General features: G+C 45.6%; 14 protein-coding genes. 3 read left to right on the top strand and 11 right to left on the bottom strand.

Annotated elements, in window-relative coordinates; translation table 11 throughout:
• Both earP and ACO0KZ_RS02070 read left to right on the top strand, forming a co-directional pair.
• Positions 1 to 1158, top strand: coding sequence for an elongation factor P maturation arginine rhamnosyltransferase EarP (gene earP / locus ACO0KZ_RS02065; protein ID WP_422992230.1), 1158 nt, complete (start codon positions 1 to 3; stop codon positions 1156 to 1158).
• 145 nt (positions 1159 to 1303) lie between these two features.
• Positions 1304 to 1879: an elongation factor P gene (locus ACO0KZ_RS02070; RefSeq protein ID WP_422992232.1), complete on the top strand. Its 576-nt coding sequence runs from the start codon at positions 1304 to 1306 to the stop codon at positions 1877 to 1879.
• A gap of 127 nt (positions 1880 to 2006) precedes the next feature.
• Here the strand turns inward: ACO0KZ_RS02070 and ACO0KZ_RS02075 are convergent, their stop codons facing one another.
• The 6 genes from ACO0KZ_RS02075 to rpsP form a co-directional block, all read right to left on the bottom strand.
• Positions 2007 to 2966, bottom strand: a complete 960-nt coding sequence (locus tag ACO0KZ_RS02075) for a CobD/CbiB family protein (protein ID WP_422992234.1) — start codon at positions 2964 to 2966, stop codon at positions 2007 to 2009.
• Between the two features lie 91 nt (positions 2967 to 3057).
• Positions 3058 to 3738: a CoA pyrophosphatase gene (locus ACO0KZ_RS02080; RefSeq protein WP_422992764.1), complete on the bottom strand. Its 681-nt coding sequence runs from the start codon at positions 3736 to 3738 to the stop codon at positions 3058 to 3060.
• Positions 3739 to 3824: 86 nt separating this feature from the next.
• Positions 3825 to 4199, bottom strand: coding sequence for a 50S ribosomal protein L19 (gene rplS, locus ACO0KZ_RS02085; protein ID WP_186923650.1), 375 nt, complete (start codon positions 4197 to 4199; stop codon positions 3825 to 3827).
• A 186-nt stretch (positions 4200 to 4385) separates the two neighbouring features.
• Complete coding sequence (trmD, locus tag ACO0KZ_RS02090; protein ID WP_422992237.1) at positions 4386 to 5141, bottom strand: tRNA (guanosine(37)-N1)-methyltransferase TrmD; 756 nt, start codon at positions 5139 to 5141, stop codon at positions 4386 to 4388.
• A 49-nt stretch (positions 5142 to 5190) separates the two neighbouring features.
• Positions 5191 to 5799: a ribosome maturation factor RimM gene (gene rimM / locus ACO0KZ_RS02095; RefSeq protein ID WP_422992239.1), complete on the bottom strand. Its 609-nt coding sequence runs from the start codon at positions 5797 to 5799 to the stop codon at positions 5191 to 5193.
• Positions 5800 to 6051: a 30S ribosomal protein S16 gene (gene rpsP, locus ACO0KZ_RS02100; protein WP_186890295.1), complete on the bottom strand. Its 252-nt coding sequence runs from the start codon at positions 6049 to 6051 to the stop codon at positions 5800 to 5802.
• Between the two features lie 252 nt (positions 6052 to 6303).
• On the opposite strand from rpsP, the gene ACO0KZ_RS02105 reads away from it, so the two are divergent.
• Positions 6304 to 6723 carry an NINE protein gene (locus tag ACO0KZ_RS02105; RefSeq protein WP_422992241.1) on the top strand — a complete coding sequence of 140 codons (420 nt, stop codon included), beginning with the start codon at positions 6304 to 6306 and terminating at the stop codon, positions 6721 to 6723.
• A gap of 96 nt (positions 6724 to 6819) precedes the next feature.
• On the opposite strand, the gene ACO0KZ_RS02110 is transcribed toward ACO0KZ_RS02105, so the two are convergent.
• From ACO0KZ_RS02110 to alaS, 5 genes are all read right to left on the bottom strand, one after another.
• Complete coding sequence (locus tag ACO0KZ_RS02110) at positions 6820 to 8610, bottom strand: acyl-CoA dehydrogenase (protein ID WP_422992243.1); 1791 nt, start codon at positions 8608 to 8610, stop codon at positions 6820 to 6822.
• 126 nt (positions 8611 to 8736) lie between these two features.
• Positions 8737 to 9666 (bottom strand): electron transfer flavoprotein subunit alpha/FixB family protein, encoded by a 930-nt coding sequence (locus tag ACO0KZ_RS02115; protein ID WP_422992245.1) that lies wholly within the window; start codon positions 9664 to 9666, stop codon positions 8737 to 8739.
• Positions 9667 to 9756: 90 nt separating this feature from the next.
• Positions 9757 to 10509, bottom strand: coding sequence for an electron transfer flavoprotein subunit beta/FixA family protein (locus ACO0KZ_RS02120; RefSeq protein ID WP_422992247.1), 753 nt, complete (start codon positions 10507 to 10509; stop codon positions 9757 to 9759).
• Positions 10510 to 10856: 347 nt separating this feature from the next.
• Positions 10857 to 11084, bottom strand: coding sequence for a sulfurtransferase TusA family protein (locus ACO0KZ_RS02125; protein ID WP_422992249.1), 228 nt, complete (start codon positions 11082 to 11084; stop codon positions 10857 to 10859).
• A 254-nt stretch (positions 11085 to 11338) separates the two neighbouring features.
• Complete coding sequence (gene alaS, locus ACO0KZ_RS02130) at positions 11339 to 13951, bottom strand: alanine--tRNA ligase (protein ID WP_422992251.1); 2613 nt, start codon at positions 13949 to 13951, stop codon at positions 11339 to 11341.
• Between the last annotated feature and the right edge of the window lie 101 nt (positions 13952 to 14052).

Raw genomic sequence — 14052 nt, forward strand, 5'->3', positions numbered from 1 at the left:
ATGCCCGTAAATAGAATCGCCGTAACCTCATTAGTCTTATTTTGCAAAGTCGTCGACAACTATGGCGATATCGGAATTTGTTGGCGACTTGCCCGACAGCTCAATAATGAACACGGCATTCAGGTGCATTTGTGGGTGGATGATTTACTCAGCTTTCAGAGGATTTGTCCACAGGTGAAAACCGATCTGGATTTGCAAACGATAGAAGGCGTACGAGTGCAAAATTGGTGCAATCAAGACGGCATATATGCAAAGGAAACCATCGCCGATATCGTCATCGAGTTTTTTGCTTGCGACATCCCTTCTGGTTACATTTCTGCGATGGCACAATGTGATCGCGCTCCGATCTGGATCAACTTAGAAGGATTAACTGCCGAAGAATGGGTGGAAGGATGCCATACTTTACCCTCACCTCATCCGTCTTTGCCACTGACAAAATATTTTTTCTTTCCCGGTTTTAATGCGAGAACCGGTGGTCTAATACATGAGAGATCATTGGATCAGCAAAGGCGGGATTTTCTGGCAGCAGAGCAAACAAGAACCAACTTCCTCGGGCAACTTGGTGTTTTACCTGAAGAGATGCAGTCGCTAAAAATCTCTTTATTTTGCTATCCGCATGCGCCTGTCGCAGAACTTTTTACTGCATGGACACATCATCCGCTTCCTGTACTTTGCCTAGTACCTGAAGGTGTCGCAAGCGAAACGCTTAAACATTTTTTTGGTACCGCTCCTACCGCAGGTAAACACTATCAACAAGGTGCTCTGACCGTGCGTGTGATTCCTTTCATGCCGCAAGCGGATTACGACAAACTGCTGTGGTCCTGCGATGTTAATTTTGTGCGCGGCGAAGACTCTTTCGTGCGAGCGCAATGGGCGGCAAAACCTTTTATCTGGCACATTTATCCACAAGACGAAAATCTGCATCACAAAAAATTAAAAGCCTTTTTGCAAACCCATCTTGCTACAACCGACAGCAGCCGAGCGCTTTCCTTGTCGTGGAACGGCGGTCTGGCAGGTCACGACTGCTCAAACTTGTGGTCAGATTTGAATGCTGACCTGAGCGCCATTGAGGTGCTAAGCATAGAGTGGTTGGCGCGAATGAACGCAGTGGGTGATTTGGCATCAAATTTATTGAGCTTCGCCAACACGAAACGATAAATGCACACAAAAATAGGTTAAAATGTGCGGTTAATTTTTAATGTATTTTCAATTCAATCAAACGTAAGCTTGCAAGGCACTATTTAAAATAGGCCAGTAGGCAACAGATGATTTTTAAGCAACCTACTTTTTACCTATATTTACTATGAAACCTGCAAAAGAAATTCGCGTCGGCAACATTATTATGGTCGACAGCAAGCCTATGATCGTTCTCCGCTCTGACGTCAACGGCTCTAGCCGTACTGGCTTCACTTACAAGTGGAAAATGAAAAACTTGTTGACGAACAGCCCTCAAGAAAACGTGTTCCGCGGCGACGACAAGTTTGACGTAGTTGTATTGGACAAAAAGCCTGTCACTTATTCTTACTTCGCAGATCCATTATTTGTATTCATGGATACGGACTACAATCAGTATGAAATAGAAGAAGAAAACTTAGGCGATGCATTACATTATTTAAAAGATGGCATGGAATGCGAAGCGGTATTTTATGATGGCAAAGCAATTTCTGTAGAATTGCCGACGACTATCGCACGTCAAATCATTTACTCTGAGCCAGCAGTTAAGGGCAATACTTCCGGTAACGTTTTGAAAGAAGCAAAAATCGAAAACGCGATTGAAGCGAACTGCCATATCGTGCAAGTACCACTATTCGTGAGCCAAGATGACATCATTGAAATCGACACACGCACTAACGAATACAAGCGCGTAGTACGTAACTAATCAAGCGACTTCAAATAAGAACCTCGGTCAGCGAAAGCGATCGAGGTTTTTTTACGCCTCAAATAAAAAACGCCGATGAATAAATCATCGGCGTTTTCTGCTTCAACTTTTATTCTTATTGGCCCGTCTAGTTTGGCAACCAAACCGCAAACGACAAAAGTAATAGCAAAAGCATCCACAACAACAAAGCACGCCAAACCAAACCAACTGCGCTCTGCAACGCACGAGGACTAGCTTCCACACCAGGCTGGGACTCCATCTCTAGACTATCGACATCGACCGCACTGGCGTCAGCGTTCAAGACCACGAGAGCCTTAGTCTCTGGTTCGCCCAAACGAACGCCTATCGCGCCACCACCCGCCGATAAAATAATTCCGAGCAACTCATCCGTCCAGCGACTGGCGTAATTGCGCCATGAGTAGATCGCATCTTCAAAATTACCTACCACCGCAAACGCGACCGCGGTCAATCGCGCTGGCACCCAATCTATCCAATAAAAAACTTTTTTTGCGAATTGCCCAAATTCTTCATTTTGCATATGCTCAGGTTCGCACCATTCACGCGACAAGAATTCAGACATCCTATACATCACCGCACAAGCGGGGCCGACTGGCATCAAGAACCAAAAAAACACACCAAACACGTTGCGATGTGAGGCGATTAAAGAACGCTCAACCGCACTGCGCGCAATATCAGTCGCATCCATGCCAGAACAATCTCTATTAATCCAATCGGACAGATGCTTACGTGCAGCATCATCATCACCCGAATTTAAAGCAATTTGTATTGAGGTAAAGTAGTGGCTATAGCGTCGAAATCCTAAGGTCAGATAAACGATAATGACATTCCAAATAAAGGCTGCGAAGGGATTCAAGCGCAGGCATAACCAGTAAACCAAGGCTGTCGGTATAGTCAAAGCACCGACCACAATAAACCAACCAGTACGTCCATGATGTGCCTTACCGGCGTTACACCAGTTCTCGACCTTAATCGCAAACTGTTGCACCTGGGTATATACAGGGTTATCCACTCTCAGTGGCTTGAGTTGCTCAATCAAGAGCGCGAAGAGTATGGAAAGAAATGTCATAGTGGGTCTTCAAACTTCCCTGTGCAGGAATGGCTTAGAAAAGAGCTCCAGTGTAAACTGATTTGGACGGTTTATGAAGTAGATCACGCCCTCATTCGGGCAGATCAGCACTTAAAAAATGGAATAAATTACGCAGCATGCCCGCTGTCGCTCCCCAGATAAAATAATCCTGATAAGGCATCGCATAAAAGCTGCGCGAACCACGCCCATCCGGAAAATCAATCTGGCGGCGCTGATGATGACGCGGGTCCATCAGAAAACTCAGAGGCACTTCAAAAATCGATGCGACTTCAAATGGATCTGAATTAAACTCATAAGGCGGATGCACCAATCCTACCACGGGCGTGACCGAAAATCCGGTACCTGTATAGTATTGCGGTAAGCGCCCCAATACTTCGATCTGGCTCTCAACCAAACCTATTTCCTCTTGCGTTTCACGCAAAGCCGTGTGCTCTGCGGAGATATCTATAGCCTCAACCCGACCACCAGGAAAACTGATTTGACCGCCGTGGTGATGCAGATGCGCCGCCCTTTGCGTCAACAACACTTGCAAACCGTGCTGGCGCGCAATGATAGGTATCAATACCGAAGCCGGCCTGAATGCTTTGCCTTTAAATAAACTAGATTCCCCTGTGTTTTCAGGCGACCAGAGAATATCCTGCAGAAAGCGATGTCGCAGAAAATCCAAGGACAGCCTGACGGACGGCAAAACTGGTTCATCCGCGTAAGAATGAATTGCCAACAACTGAGGATCAAAGCTAGTAGTCACGATAGTCCGGACATTAAGGTAAATAAAAGCAAAAAAGGGATGCCACTGGCACCCCTTCTTTAAGACTCACAAAACAGACATTGCTATGATTAAACAGCAGCTGCTTTGCGGTTTGGTAATTTCTCTTTAATACGAGCAGATTTACCTGAACGCTCACGCAAGTAGTACAACTTAGCGCGACGTACATCACCACGACGTTTCACTTCGATAGAAGCGATCAATGGTGAGTACAATTGGAATGTACGCTCAACGCCTTCACCGGAAGAAATTTTACGAACGATGAAGTTCGAATTCAAACCACGGTTACGACGGGAAATAACAACGCCTTCGTACGCCTGTGCACGCTTACGTGTGCCTTCAACGACATTAACGTTAACAACGACTGTATCACCAGGCGCGAACGCAGGGATATTTTTGCCTAAGCGAGCAATTTCTTCTTGCTCTAATGTTTGGATCAAATCCATTTTTATCACTCCAGATACCATCTTGCTGACGCCTATAAAACTTTGCTCAGTAGAGGATGGGGTTAAACATGTGAACTCAAGTTTATTAAATTCACTCTAAACACACGCAAAAATTTTGCATGTTTTATTCGTACAAAAGTAACGAATTCTTTACTAAGGCCTAAACAATAAAAGCGATAAAATCGATCAATTCGTATTCAGCGATTTTAAAAATTGCTCATCCGTCTTAGTTAGCAAACCCGACTTGCGCGCTTGCTCAATTAATTCTGGGCGCTTCTGCCAACTCACCAATAAGGATTGCTGACGTCGCCATTTTGCGATCTCTGCGTGATTACCACCCATCAAGACCGTGGGCACAGATTGATCTTCAAAAATTTCTGGTCTGGTGTAATGCGGGCAATCCAGCAAACCATTCACGAAACTATCTTCGACCGCCGATGCCTCATCATGCAAGACACCAGGTAATTGACGAATCACTGCATCCATCAAAGCCATTGCAGGCAATTCACCACCGGATAACACAAAATCACCGAGGCTAATTTCTTCATCGACTTCACGATCTAACAGCCTTTGATCGACAGCTTCGTAACGACCACACAATAATACCAAACCATCTTGCTCTGCCCACTCCATCACACGGGTGTGATTCATAGGTTTGCCTTGTGGCGATAAATAAAGCACTTTAGGCTTTCCAAAGCCTTGATTCTGCTGTCGCGCTTTTGCTGCATGTAAGGCCAACTGCAAAGGTTTGCCCATCATCACCATACCTGGACCACCACCATAAGGCCGATCATCCACAGTGCGATGCTTATCTGTCGTGAAATCACGTGGATTCCAAAACTGCAATGCGCATTTTTTTTGCTCAAATGCCCGTCGCGTCACACCAGATTCAGTAATCGCAGCAAACATTTCTGGGAACAGCGTAATGACGTCAAATTGCATCCATCACGCTCCACAATGCAAACAACCACGATTCTTTACAAGCTGGGATTTAATAATCACTACCCCAATCAACCACGATCTTTTTCGCTTCACGATCGACTTCTTTAACGAAATGATCGACAAAAGGAATTAAGCGTTCATGCTTCATCAATTCTGATTCGGGCACATCGCTAGCTGCGACCCGTAAGATTGACTGCGCACCGTTGTCCATCATAGCGCGAACAACGCCAAGGTCTTCACCTTGTAAATTCTGTACTGCTAAGCCAATCAAATCGACCCAGTAAAACTCGTCTTGCTCCAGCGCAGGAAAGGCCTGACGCGAAACTTTGACTACAGTGCCTTTTAAGGCTTCTGCTGCTGTACGATCTGGCACTTCATCCAAGCGTGCGACCACATCTTCGCCATGTATCTTAGAGCTTAGACGCTTCACTTCACGTAATTCACGTAAATTCGGAGCAACACCAGCTTGCGCCGCACTTTCCAACCAGAACAGGGGTGCTTCCAACAAGGCATCCGCGGTGGTCGAATATGGACGAATTTTTACCCACCCTTGAAGACCAAATGCCCCTGAGACATAGCCAACTATGACTAAATCATCAGGAGCAGATTGATTTGCAGATACTTGCACTGCCTGCCCTACTTCAATTAAAGCAGACAATTAAGCTGCTTTTTTTGCTACTTGGGCAACCAAACGAGCAACAGCTGGTGACAATTGTGCACCTACGCCTTGCCAGTAAGCCAAACGATCTGCAGCAACGCGAACTTCTTCAGCATTGCCAGTTGCTACTGGATTGTAAAAACCGATACGTTCGATGAAACGACCATCACGACGATTGCGTGAATCAGCTGCAACGATATTGTAGAAAGGGCGCTTTTTTGCACCACCACGAGCTAAACGAATAACGACCATAATATTTCCAAAAAATTGTCAAAGGACGGAAAAAGCCGCAAATTATAGCCCGCAAAGCAGTAACTTCGCAAGGACTATTCAATGGTGGCTTTGTAAAACCAAGTATTTTACTCGATTTTTGTCGCATATTTGTGGCTCCAATCAAAGAAATTCGAATGCTTGTGTATTTTGATTGTGAATCGCAATGAATAAAGATGGGATGTAACAAATCCGATAAAATCACTATTTACCTAAAAGCATCAAAAATCCAATATGACAACCGCCGCACATAAAAACAAAACCCTCGCCGTCTTAATTTCCCTTGTATTTGGCAGCTTGGGCGGACATCGATTTTATCTATATGGCAAGCGTGATAATTTCGCCTGGCTGCATTTCACTAGCCTGCCACTTTCGATCTTGCTATCAAAACTCTATTTCAATCTGAATTTCTTTGTTACCTATGCGCCTTGGATGCTGTCATTTTTGATCAGCATACTGATGTGCCTAGTGCTAGGTTTGAAGTCGGATGAACATTGGGACGCACAGTTTAATTCGCAATCCGGCAAGCAAAGTGCTTCCTCTTGGCCTCTAGCACTGCTACTAGTTTTTAGTGTCGGACTCGGTGCAATTTCATTGTTGTTTGTAATGGCTCGCGGCTTTGATCTACTGTACACAGGTGGTGCGTACGGCTAAGCGTTTTCCTGCCTCAAATGCATTCTTAAAAATAGAAATGGCGCGAAGTCAAAAACTTCGCGCCATTTTTACAAGCACTCGAACTACCGCAAATTCTTAGAATTGTTCTTCACTCAAAGCCAACACACCTGCACTACCGTCCACGATAGAAGAACGCAAACCTTGCGCTGTACTCAAGATGTGATCAGAAAAGAAACGCGCTGTTGCGACTTTCGCCTGATTGAAACTGGCATCGCCCTCACCAGCTTGCAATTTTTTCTGAGCGATCAAAGCCGCACGCGCCATCTGCCAACCACCTAATACGACACCCGTCAATTTCAAATATGGCACACTGCCGGAGAACACTGCTTTGATATCTGATTTAAAATTGGTCACAACAAAGTCAACCACATCTTCCATCGCTTTGGCACCGATAGCTAATTGCGTTGCAATAGCTTTCAGATTTACATCACCCGTTGCATTCAATTCAGCTTCAACAACCCGCACTTGAGCGATGAAATGTTTCGCGATAGCGCCAGCATCACGATAGGTTTTACGTCCCACCAAATCATTCGCCTGAATCGCGGTAGTGCCTTCATAGATCGTCAAAATCTGCGCATCGCGATAATGTTGAGCCGCGCCAGTTTCTTCGATAAAACCCATACCGCCATGCACTTGCACACCAGTCGATGTTACGTCTAAAGACAACTCAGTTGACCAGCCTTTAACGATAGGTACTAAAAACTCATATGCCACCTGATTTTGTTTGCGCACTTCTGCATCTGCGTGGTGATGTGCCTTATCACTCATCGCAGCAGCGACATACGCCAAAGCGCGTGAACCTTCAATCTGTGCGCGCATTGACATCAACATACGACGAACATCGGGATGATGAATAATGCTCACCGGCCCTGCAGAACCTGCCAGATCACGTGACTGAACGCGGTCTTTCGCATATTGCACCGCTTTCTGATACGCGCGTTCAGCAACCGCCACGCCTTGCATGCCAACTCCAAAACGCGCAGCATTCATCATGATGAACATATATTCTAGCCCACGGTTTTCTTCGCCGACCAAAGTGCCAATCGCACCACCATTATCACCAAATTGCAAGACGCAAGTTGGGCTCGCTTTGATACCCAGCTTATGCTCAATCGAAACACAATGTGCGTCGTTACGCGCACCGAGACTACCATCCGCATTTACCAAGAATTTCGGTACGATAAACAGAGAAATGCCCTTAACACCTTCCGGGGCGTCAGGCGTACGTGCCAACACCAGATGCACAATATTTTCCGCCATATCGTGCTCACCATAAGTGATAAAAATCTTAGTGCCGAATACTTTATATGTTCCATCATCTTGTGGCACAGCACGAGTACGCACCATTGCCAAATCCGAACCAGCCTGTGGTTCGGTCAAATTCATCGTACCGGTCCATTTGCCAGAGATCAAATTTTCCAGATAAGTCGCTTTATCAGCATCACTACCCGCGGTCAGAAGCGCTTCTATTGCGCCATCGCTCAACAAAGGGCACAGAGCAAAAGACAAATTCGCCGAGTGCAGCATTTCGATGCACGGGGTTGCCACCAATTTTGGCAAGCCTTGACCGCCAAACTCGGCTGGGTGCTGCACGCCTTGCCAGCCTGCTTCGCCAAACATCTTAAAAGCTTCTTTAAAGCCTTTAGTCGTGAAAACTTGACCATCTTTCCAGTAACTTGGGTCTTGATCACCCGCCCAATTCAAAGGTGCGATTACTTCGCTTGTAAAACGTGCCTTCTCTTCCAAGATCGCTTCTACGGTTTCTGCGGTCGCATCTTCGCAACCTGGCAAAGCATTCACTTCATTCAAACCAGCCAGTTCGTTCATCACAAACAGCATGTCTTTCTGTGGGGCGACGTAACTCATACTATCTCCAATTCAAAAAATCTATTTTCGTACTCAAAAAAAGACAAAAAGCGCAGAGAACATTATTAATTTTCTCTGCGCTTTATTATTTCTCTCTCTAGTAAGCGTGCTATCCGACGCTCAGACTTAACCTAACTCTGCAACCAATTGAGGCACGATTTCAAACAAATCACCAACGATACCGTAGTCTGCTACGGAGAAAATCGGTGCCTCCGGATCTTTGTTGATCGCCACAATAGTTTTGGAATCTTTCATACCAGCCAAATGCTGGATTGCGCCTGAGATACCTACCGCAATATACAAAGTTGGTGCAACGATCTTACCTGTTTGACCAACTTGCCAATCGTTCGGTACATAACCTGCATCCACAGCTGCACGAGACGCACCCATTGCTGCACCAAGTTTATCTGCCAATGGTTCAAGTACTTTGAATGCTTCTGCTGAGCCCATACCGCGACCACCAGAGACAATCACTTTCGCTGCTGTCAATTCTGGTCGATCTGATTTAGCAACTTCACGTGAGACGAAAGCTGACTTGCCGCTATCGGCAACAGCTGCCAAAATCTCAACTGCAGCGGAACCACCTGATGCTGCAGCATCAAAGCCTGTGGTACGTACCGTAATCACTTTTACCGCATCAGTCGATTGCACAGTTGCAATCGCGTTACCAGCATAAATCGGACGTTCAAAAGTATCTGGGCTGTCGATCTTTGTTATTTCAGAAATTTGGGCCACGTCCAATTTCGCCGCAACGCGTGGCAAAATGTTTTTGCCGTAGGCAGTTGCCGGTGCCAAAATATGGCTGTAGCCAGAAGCAATTGTCAAAACTTGTTCTGCCACATTTTCCGCCAAGCCTTCCGCGAAGTAAGTTGCATCAGCGTGCAATACTTTCGCTACACCAGCGATTTGCGCTGCTGCTTGCGCTGCGGCGGCTGCATTGTGCCCCGCAACTAAAACGTGTACATCACCACCACATTGAGTTGCGGCCGTGATGGTATTGAGTGTGCTGCCTTTCAGGCTAGCATTATCGTGTTCAGCGATGACGAGTGTAGTCATGATGGTTTCCACTTGTTTCCGCAAATTCCCACAGAATTTGCTTAAAAATTTGATTGAAATGAATAAGTAAAAAAGTTCGCAAACAGAAGATTAACCAACAACTTTGGCTTCATTCTTCAACTTGCTCACTAAAGTCGCGACGTCAGGAACAATGATCCCCGCGGAGCGTTTTGCTGGCTCAGCTACTTTCAATGTCTTAACGCGAGAAGTCACATCAACGCCCAAATCTACTGGTTTGACGTTATCCAAAGTTTTCTTTTTCGCCTTCATGATGTTTGGCAAAGTCACATAGCGTGGCTCATTCAAACGCAAATCTGTCGTGATGATTGCAGGCAAAGTCAGACTCAAAGTTTCCAGACCGCCGTCCACTTCGCGAGTAACGGTTGCTTTACCATCCGCGACTACGACCTTAGATGCAAATGTCGCTTGTGGCCAGCCCAATAAAGCCGCCAACATCTGACCGGTTTGATTGCAGTCATCATCAATCGCTTGCTTACCCAAGATGATCAACTGTGGCTGTTCTTTGTCCGCTAAAGCTTTGAGCAATTTAGCCACTGCCAGAGGTTGCAACTCTTCATCAGTCTCAACCAAAACACCACGATCAGCACCAATCGCCATGGCAGTACGCAGCGTTTCCTGACATTGCAGTACGCCGCAAGAAACCGCAACGACTTCAGTCACAACACCAGCTTCTTTTAAGCGGGTCGCTTCTTCTACGGCGATTTCATCAAATGGATTCATAGACATCTTGACGTTAGCAACATCAACGCCAGAGCCATCGGATTTGACGCGGACTTTAACGTTGTAGTCAACCACGCGCTTAACTGGTACTAAGACTTTCATAGTTTTGCCTTTACTGTGCTGTGCTAAGATAAAAATAACAAAGATAAAAAACGAATAATAAAACCAAAGAATTCTGTTGCACGCTTACGCGAAGGTGACATTAAACCTTTCGAATTGACGTAAACGTAAAGTAACTGATTATAGATGTTAACAGGAAACGCGTCTGCATTTTTAGAACGTTCGTTCTTTTTTGTGAAAACTGATGAATTCTTCTATGAAATCCAATCATTTTGATAAAAAAAAACCACAAAAATATTTGTGGTTTTTTAAGACTTTGTCATTCTGAGCTCATTTCAAACACTAAACAAACTCCATGTTAAGCGGACATTCTAAGCAGATCGTTTGATTTATTTGCGTTTCAAAAAATACTCAAATTCATTGCTGACTTCTAAATGCGATAACAACTCATTGCCGGTTTGCTTCGAGAAAGCCTTGAAATCACGTACCGAACCGGGATCAGTCGCAATCACGCGCAAGACTTCGCCCGTAATCATTTCGGCTAAAGCTTTTTTTGCTTTTAAGATAGGAAGCGGGCAATTTAATCCTCGGGCATCCAGTTCTTTATTGAATTGCATGATTTTACCTGTTACAAAAATAAGAATAGCTTTTGAAAAAACAAACAAACTGCTAAAACATAACGCAGACAATTCTACCGGAAATTCAAATAAATTGTGCAACGCAACAAGCAAAACTTGTTTTACTTTTGCGTCCATCCAATATTAACAGCGACAACTGCAATCATTAATATAAGAGATGGCTTAAATACTTGCGATCACGCCCTACTCAAGCTTCTCTCACTGCACTTCAACGCTGCAATTAGCGATATCGCCTACAACTTTGCTGCCAACCAACTAGGAACCGCAGCCAAAGCTGCTGCTAAGCCTTCTGGATTCGTACCACCTGCCTGCGCCATGTCTGGGCGACCGCCACCTTTACCACCAACCTGTTGTGCTACGAAATTAACCAGATCACCGGCTTTAACTTTGCTTGTGCAATCTGCACTTACACCAGCTGTCAAACTCACTTTGCCATCAATCACGGAAGCCAACACGACTACCGCAGTTTTTAGTTGATCTTTGAGACGCGTGACAGAATCACGCAACGCGTTCGCATCGGCGCCATCCAAAGTCGCTACCAAGACTTTTACGCCATTGATATCCAACGCTTGTGACAACATCGCATCTGCTTGATTTGACGCCAATTTTGATTTCAATGCAGCGACTTCTTTTTCCAGTGATTTCATTTGCTCTTGCCACTGATTCAGTCGTGAGCCTATATCTTCCGGCTGCACTTTCATCGTCGCCGCAACTTGACTGATTCGGGCATCCATATCTTGTACAAGACTGAATGCTACTTCGCCAGTTACCGCTTCAACCCGACGAATACCGGCAGCAATACCGCCCTCGCCCACAATCTTAAATAAGCCAATATCACCAGTACGATGAACGTGTACACCGCCGCACAACTCACGAGATGTACCGATGTCCAAGACACGCACTTCATCGCCATATTTCTCACCGAAAAGTGCCATCGCACCATGTTTTACTGCGTCATCAAACGACATTAATTGCGCCTGAGTTGCGACGTTCTCCAAGATTTCGCGGTTGACGATGACTTCCACTTGACGAATTTCTTCAGCTGTCATTGGTGCGTTATGACTAAAGTCGAAACGCGTTTTTTCCGCATCAACCAAAGAACCTTTTTGAGCGACGTGCGCACCGAGCACTTCGCGCAAAGCTTTGTGCATTAAATGTGTTGCAGAGTGATTGCGAATTGTATGTCCGCGCAAAACTTTGTCGACTTGGGCATTAACAGCATCGCCAATGGATAAGCTACCAGCACTCAATACACCATGATGACCGAACACGTCAGCTTGAATTTTCTGCGTATCAGCGACGTCGAAAGCAACGCCATTAGCGGCTTGCAGCACGCCAGCATCGCCGCACTGACCACCAGATTCAGCGTAGAACGGCGTCACATCCAACACTACAATCGCGGCCTGACCTGCTTCAACTTTTTGCACCGCTGCACCATCGACATACAAAGCAATTACTTTACTGTCGTAGCTTAACTGCTCATATCCAACGAATTTCGATTTTTCACCGTTGTATTCAATTGCCGTGTTCATCTTAAACTTGCCAGCAGCACGCGCCATTTGCTTTTGATTCGCCATCGCTGCGTCAAAGCCTGCTTCGTCCAACACTACATTGCGTTCACGGCAAATGTCGGCCGTTAAATCGAGTGGAAAGCCATAAGTATCGTACAAAGTGAAGGCAGTATTGCCATCTAAATTCTTGCTATCTTTGGCCAGCGCCGCTTCGAGAATCTTCATGCCGTGCTCCAGCGTTTCGCCAAAACGTTCTTCTTCTTGCTTCAAGACTTGTGCAACGCGTTCACCTGCCTCTGCCAACTCTGGATAGGCCACGCCCATCTCTTTCACCAAATCAGTCACCAACTTGAAGAAGAATGGTTTGGTTTGTCCGAGTTTATGGCCATGACGCAAAGCACGGCGCGTAATGCGGCGCAATACATAACCGCGACCTTCATTGCCTGGAATGATGCCATCAACGATCAAGAAGCCTGCGCAGCGAATATGATCGGCGATCACTTTCAAAGAGTTATTGCTCAAATCAGCACAGCCAGTTTCGCGCGCAGCTGCTTTGATCAAAGCTTGGAAAGTATCAATTTCGTAGTTGGAGTGCACGTGCTGCAAAACTGCTGCAATACGCTCCAAGCCCATGCCGGTATCAACGCATGGTTTTGGCAATGGATGCAAGACACCTTGTTCATCTTTATTGAATTGCATGAAGACCAAGTTCCATACTTCAATGAAGCGGTCGCCATTTTCATCAGGCGAACCTGGAGGACCGCCCCAAATTTCAGCACCGTGGTCATAAAAAATTTCACTGCAAGGGCCGCAAGGACCGGTATCTGCCATCTGCCAGAAATTATCGGATGCGTAACGAGCGCCTTTATTGTCGCCAATGCGGATGATGCGGTCAGCGGGGACGCCTATTTCGTTTTTCCAAATATCGTAGGCTTCGTCGTCTTCCTGATAGACGGTGACAGTCAGTTTGTCTTTAGGCAAACCATATACGACCGTTAACAATTCCCACGCATAGTTAATTGCATCGCGCTTGAAATAATCGCCAAACGAGAAGTTACCCAGCATTTCAAAGAAAGTATGGTGACGTGCTGTGTAACCTACGTTTTCCAAATCATTGTGCTTACCGCCAGCACGCACACTACGTTGAGCTGTCGTTGCACGCGTGTAATTGCGCTTATCTTGTCCTAGGAATACATCTTTAAACTGCACCATGCCCGAGTTGGTGAACAACAAGGTTGGATCATTGCCGGGAATAAGACTGGAAGAACGGACGATGCTATGTCCTTTAGATTCAAAGAATTTGAGGAATTTATCGCGAATTTCTGACGAGTTCATAGTTTAAATAGAGGCAAAGGCCATGCAAAAAGTGAATTTAACCTTTGATTATACGTGAAGAAGCAGTCATTTTTCTCACGAAAACAAAAAACCCGCCTAGT

It is taken from the genome of Undibacterium sp. Di24W (genome assembly GCF_049340325.1).
In the GTDB taxonomy this organism is placed as follows: Bacteria; Pseudomonadota; Gammaproteobacteria; order Burkholderiales; family Burkholderiaceae_D; genus Undibacterium.

Bases quoted from the DNA above. Each gene is read 5' to 3' on its own strand.
- ACO0KZ_RS02105 (WP_422992241.1), top strand. From the start codon at position 6,304: ATGACAACCGCCGCACATAAAAACAAAACCCTCGCCGTCTTAATTTCC.
- ACO0KZ_RS02075 (WP_422992234.1), bottom strand. From the start codon at position 2,966: ATGACATTTCTTTCCATACTCTTCGCGCTCTTGATTGAGCAACTCAAG.
- ACO0KZ_RS02115 (WP_422992245.1), bottom strand. From the start codon at position 9,666: ATGACTACACTCGTCATCGCTGAACACGATAATGCTAGCCTGAAAGGC.
- rpsP (WP_186890295.1), bottom strand. From the start codon at position 6,051: ATGGTCGTTATTCGTTTAGCTCGTGGTGGTGCAAAAAAGCGCCCTTTC.
- ACO0KZ_RS02125 (WP_422992249.1), bottom strand. From the start codon at position 11,084: ATGCAATTCAATAAAGAACTGGATGCCCGAGGATTAAATTGCCCGCTT.
- earP (WP_422992230.1), top strand. From the start codon at position 1: ATGCCCGTAAATAGAATCGCCGTAACCTCATTAGTCTTATTTTGCAAA.
- rplS (WP_186923650.1), bottom strand. From the start codon at position 4,199: ATGGATTTGATCCAAACATTAGAGCAAGAAGAAATTGCTCGCTTAGGC.
- alaS (WP_422992251.1), bottom strand. From the start codon at position 13,951: ATGAACTCGTCAGAAATTCGCGATAAATTCCTCAAATTCTTTGAATCT.
- ACO0KZ_RS02070 (WP_422992232.1), top strand. From the start codon at position 1,304: ATGAAACCTGCAAAAGAAATTCGCGTCGGCAACATTATTATGGTCGAC.
- ACO0KZ_RS02120 (WP_422992247.1), bottom strand. From the start codon at position 10,509: ATGAAAGTCTTAGTACCAGTTAAGCGCGTGGTTGACTACAACGTTAAA.
- trmD (WP_422992237.1), bottom strand. From the start codon at position 5,141: ATGCAATTTGACGTCATTACGCTGTTCCCAGAAATGTTTGCTGCGATT.
- ACO0KZ_RS02110 (WP_422992243.1), bottom strand. From the start codon at position 8,610: ATGAGTTACGTCGCCCCACAGAAAGACATGCTGTTTGTGATGAACGAA.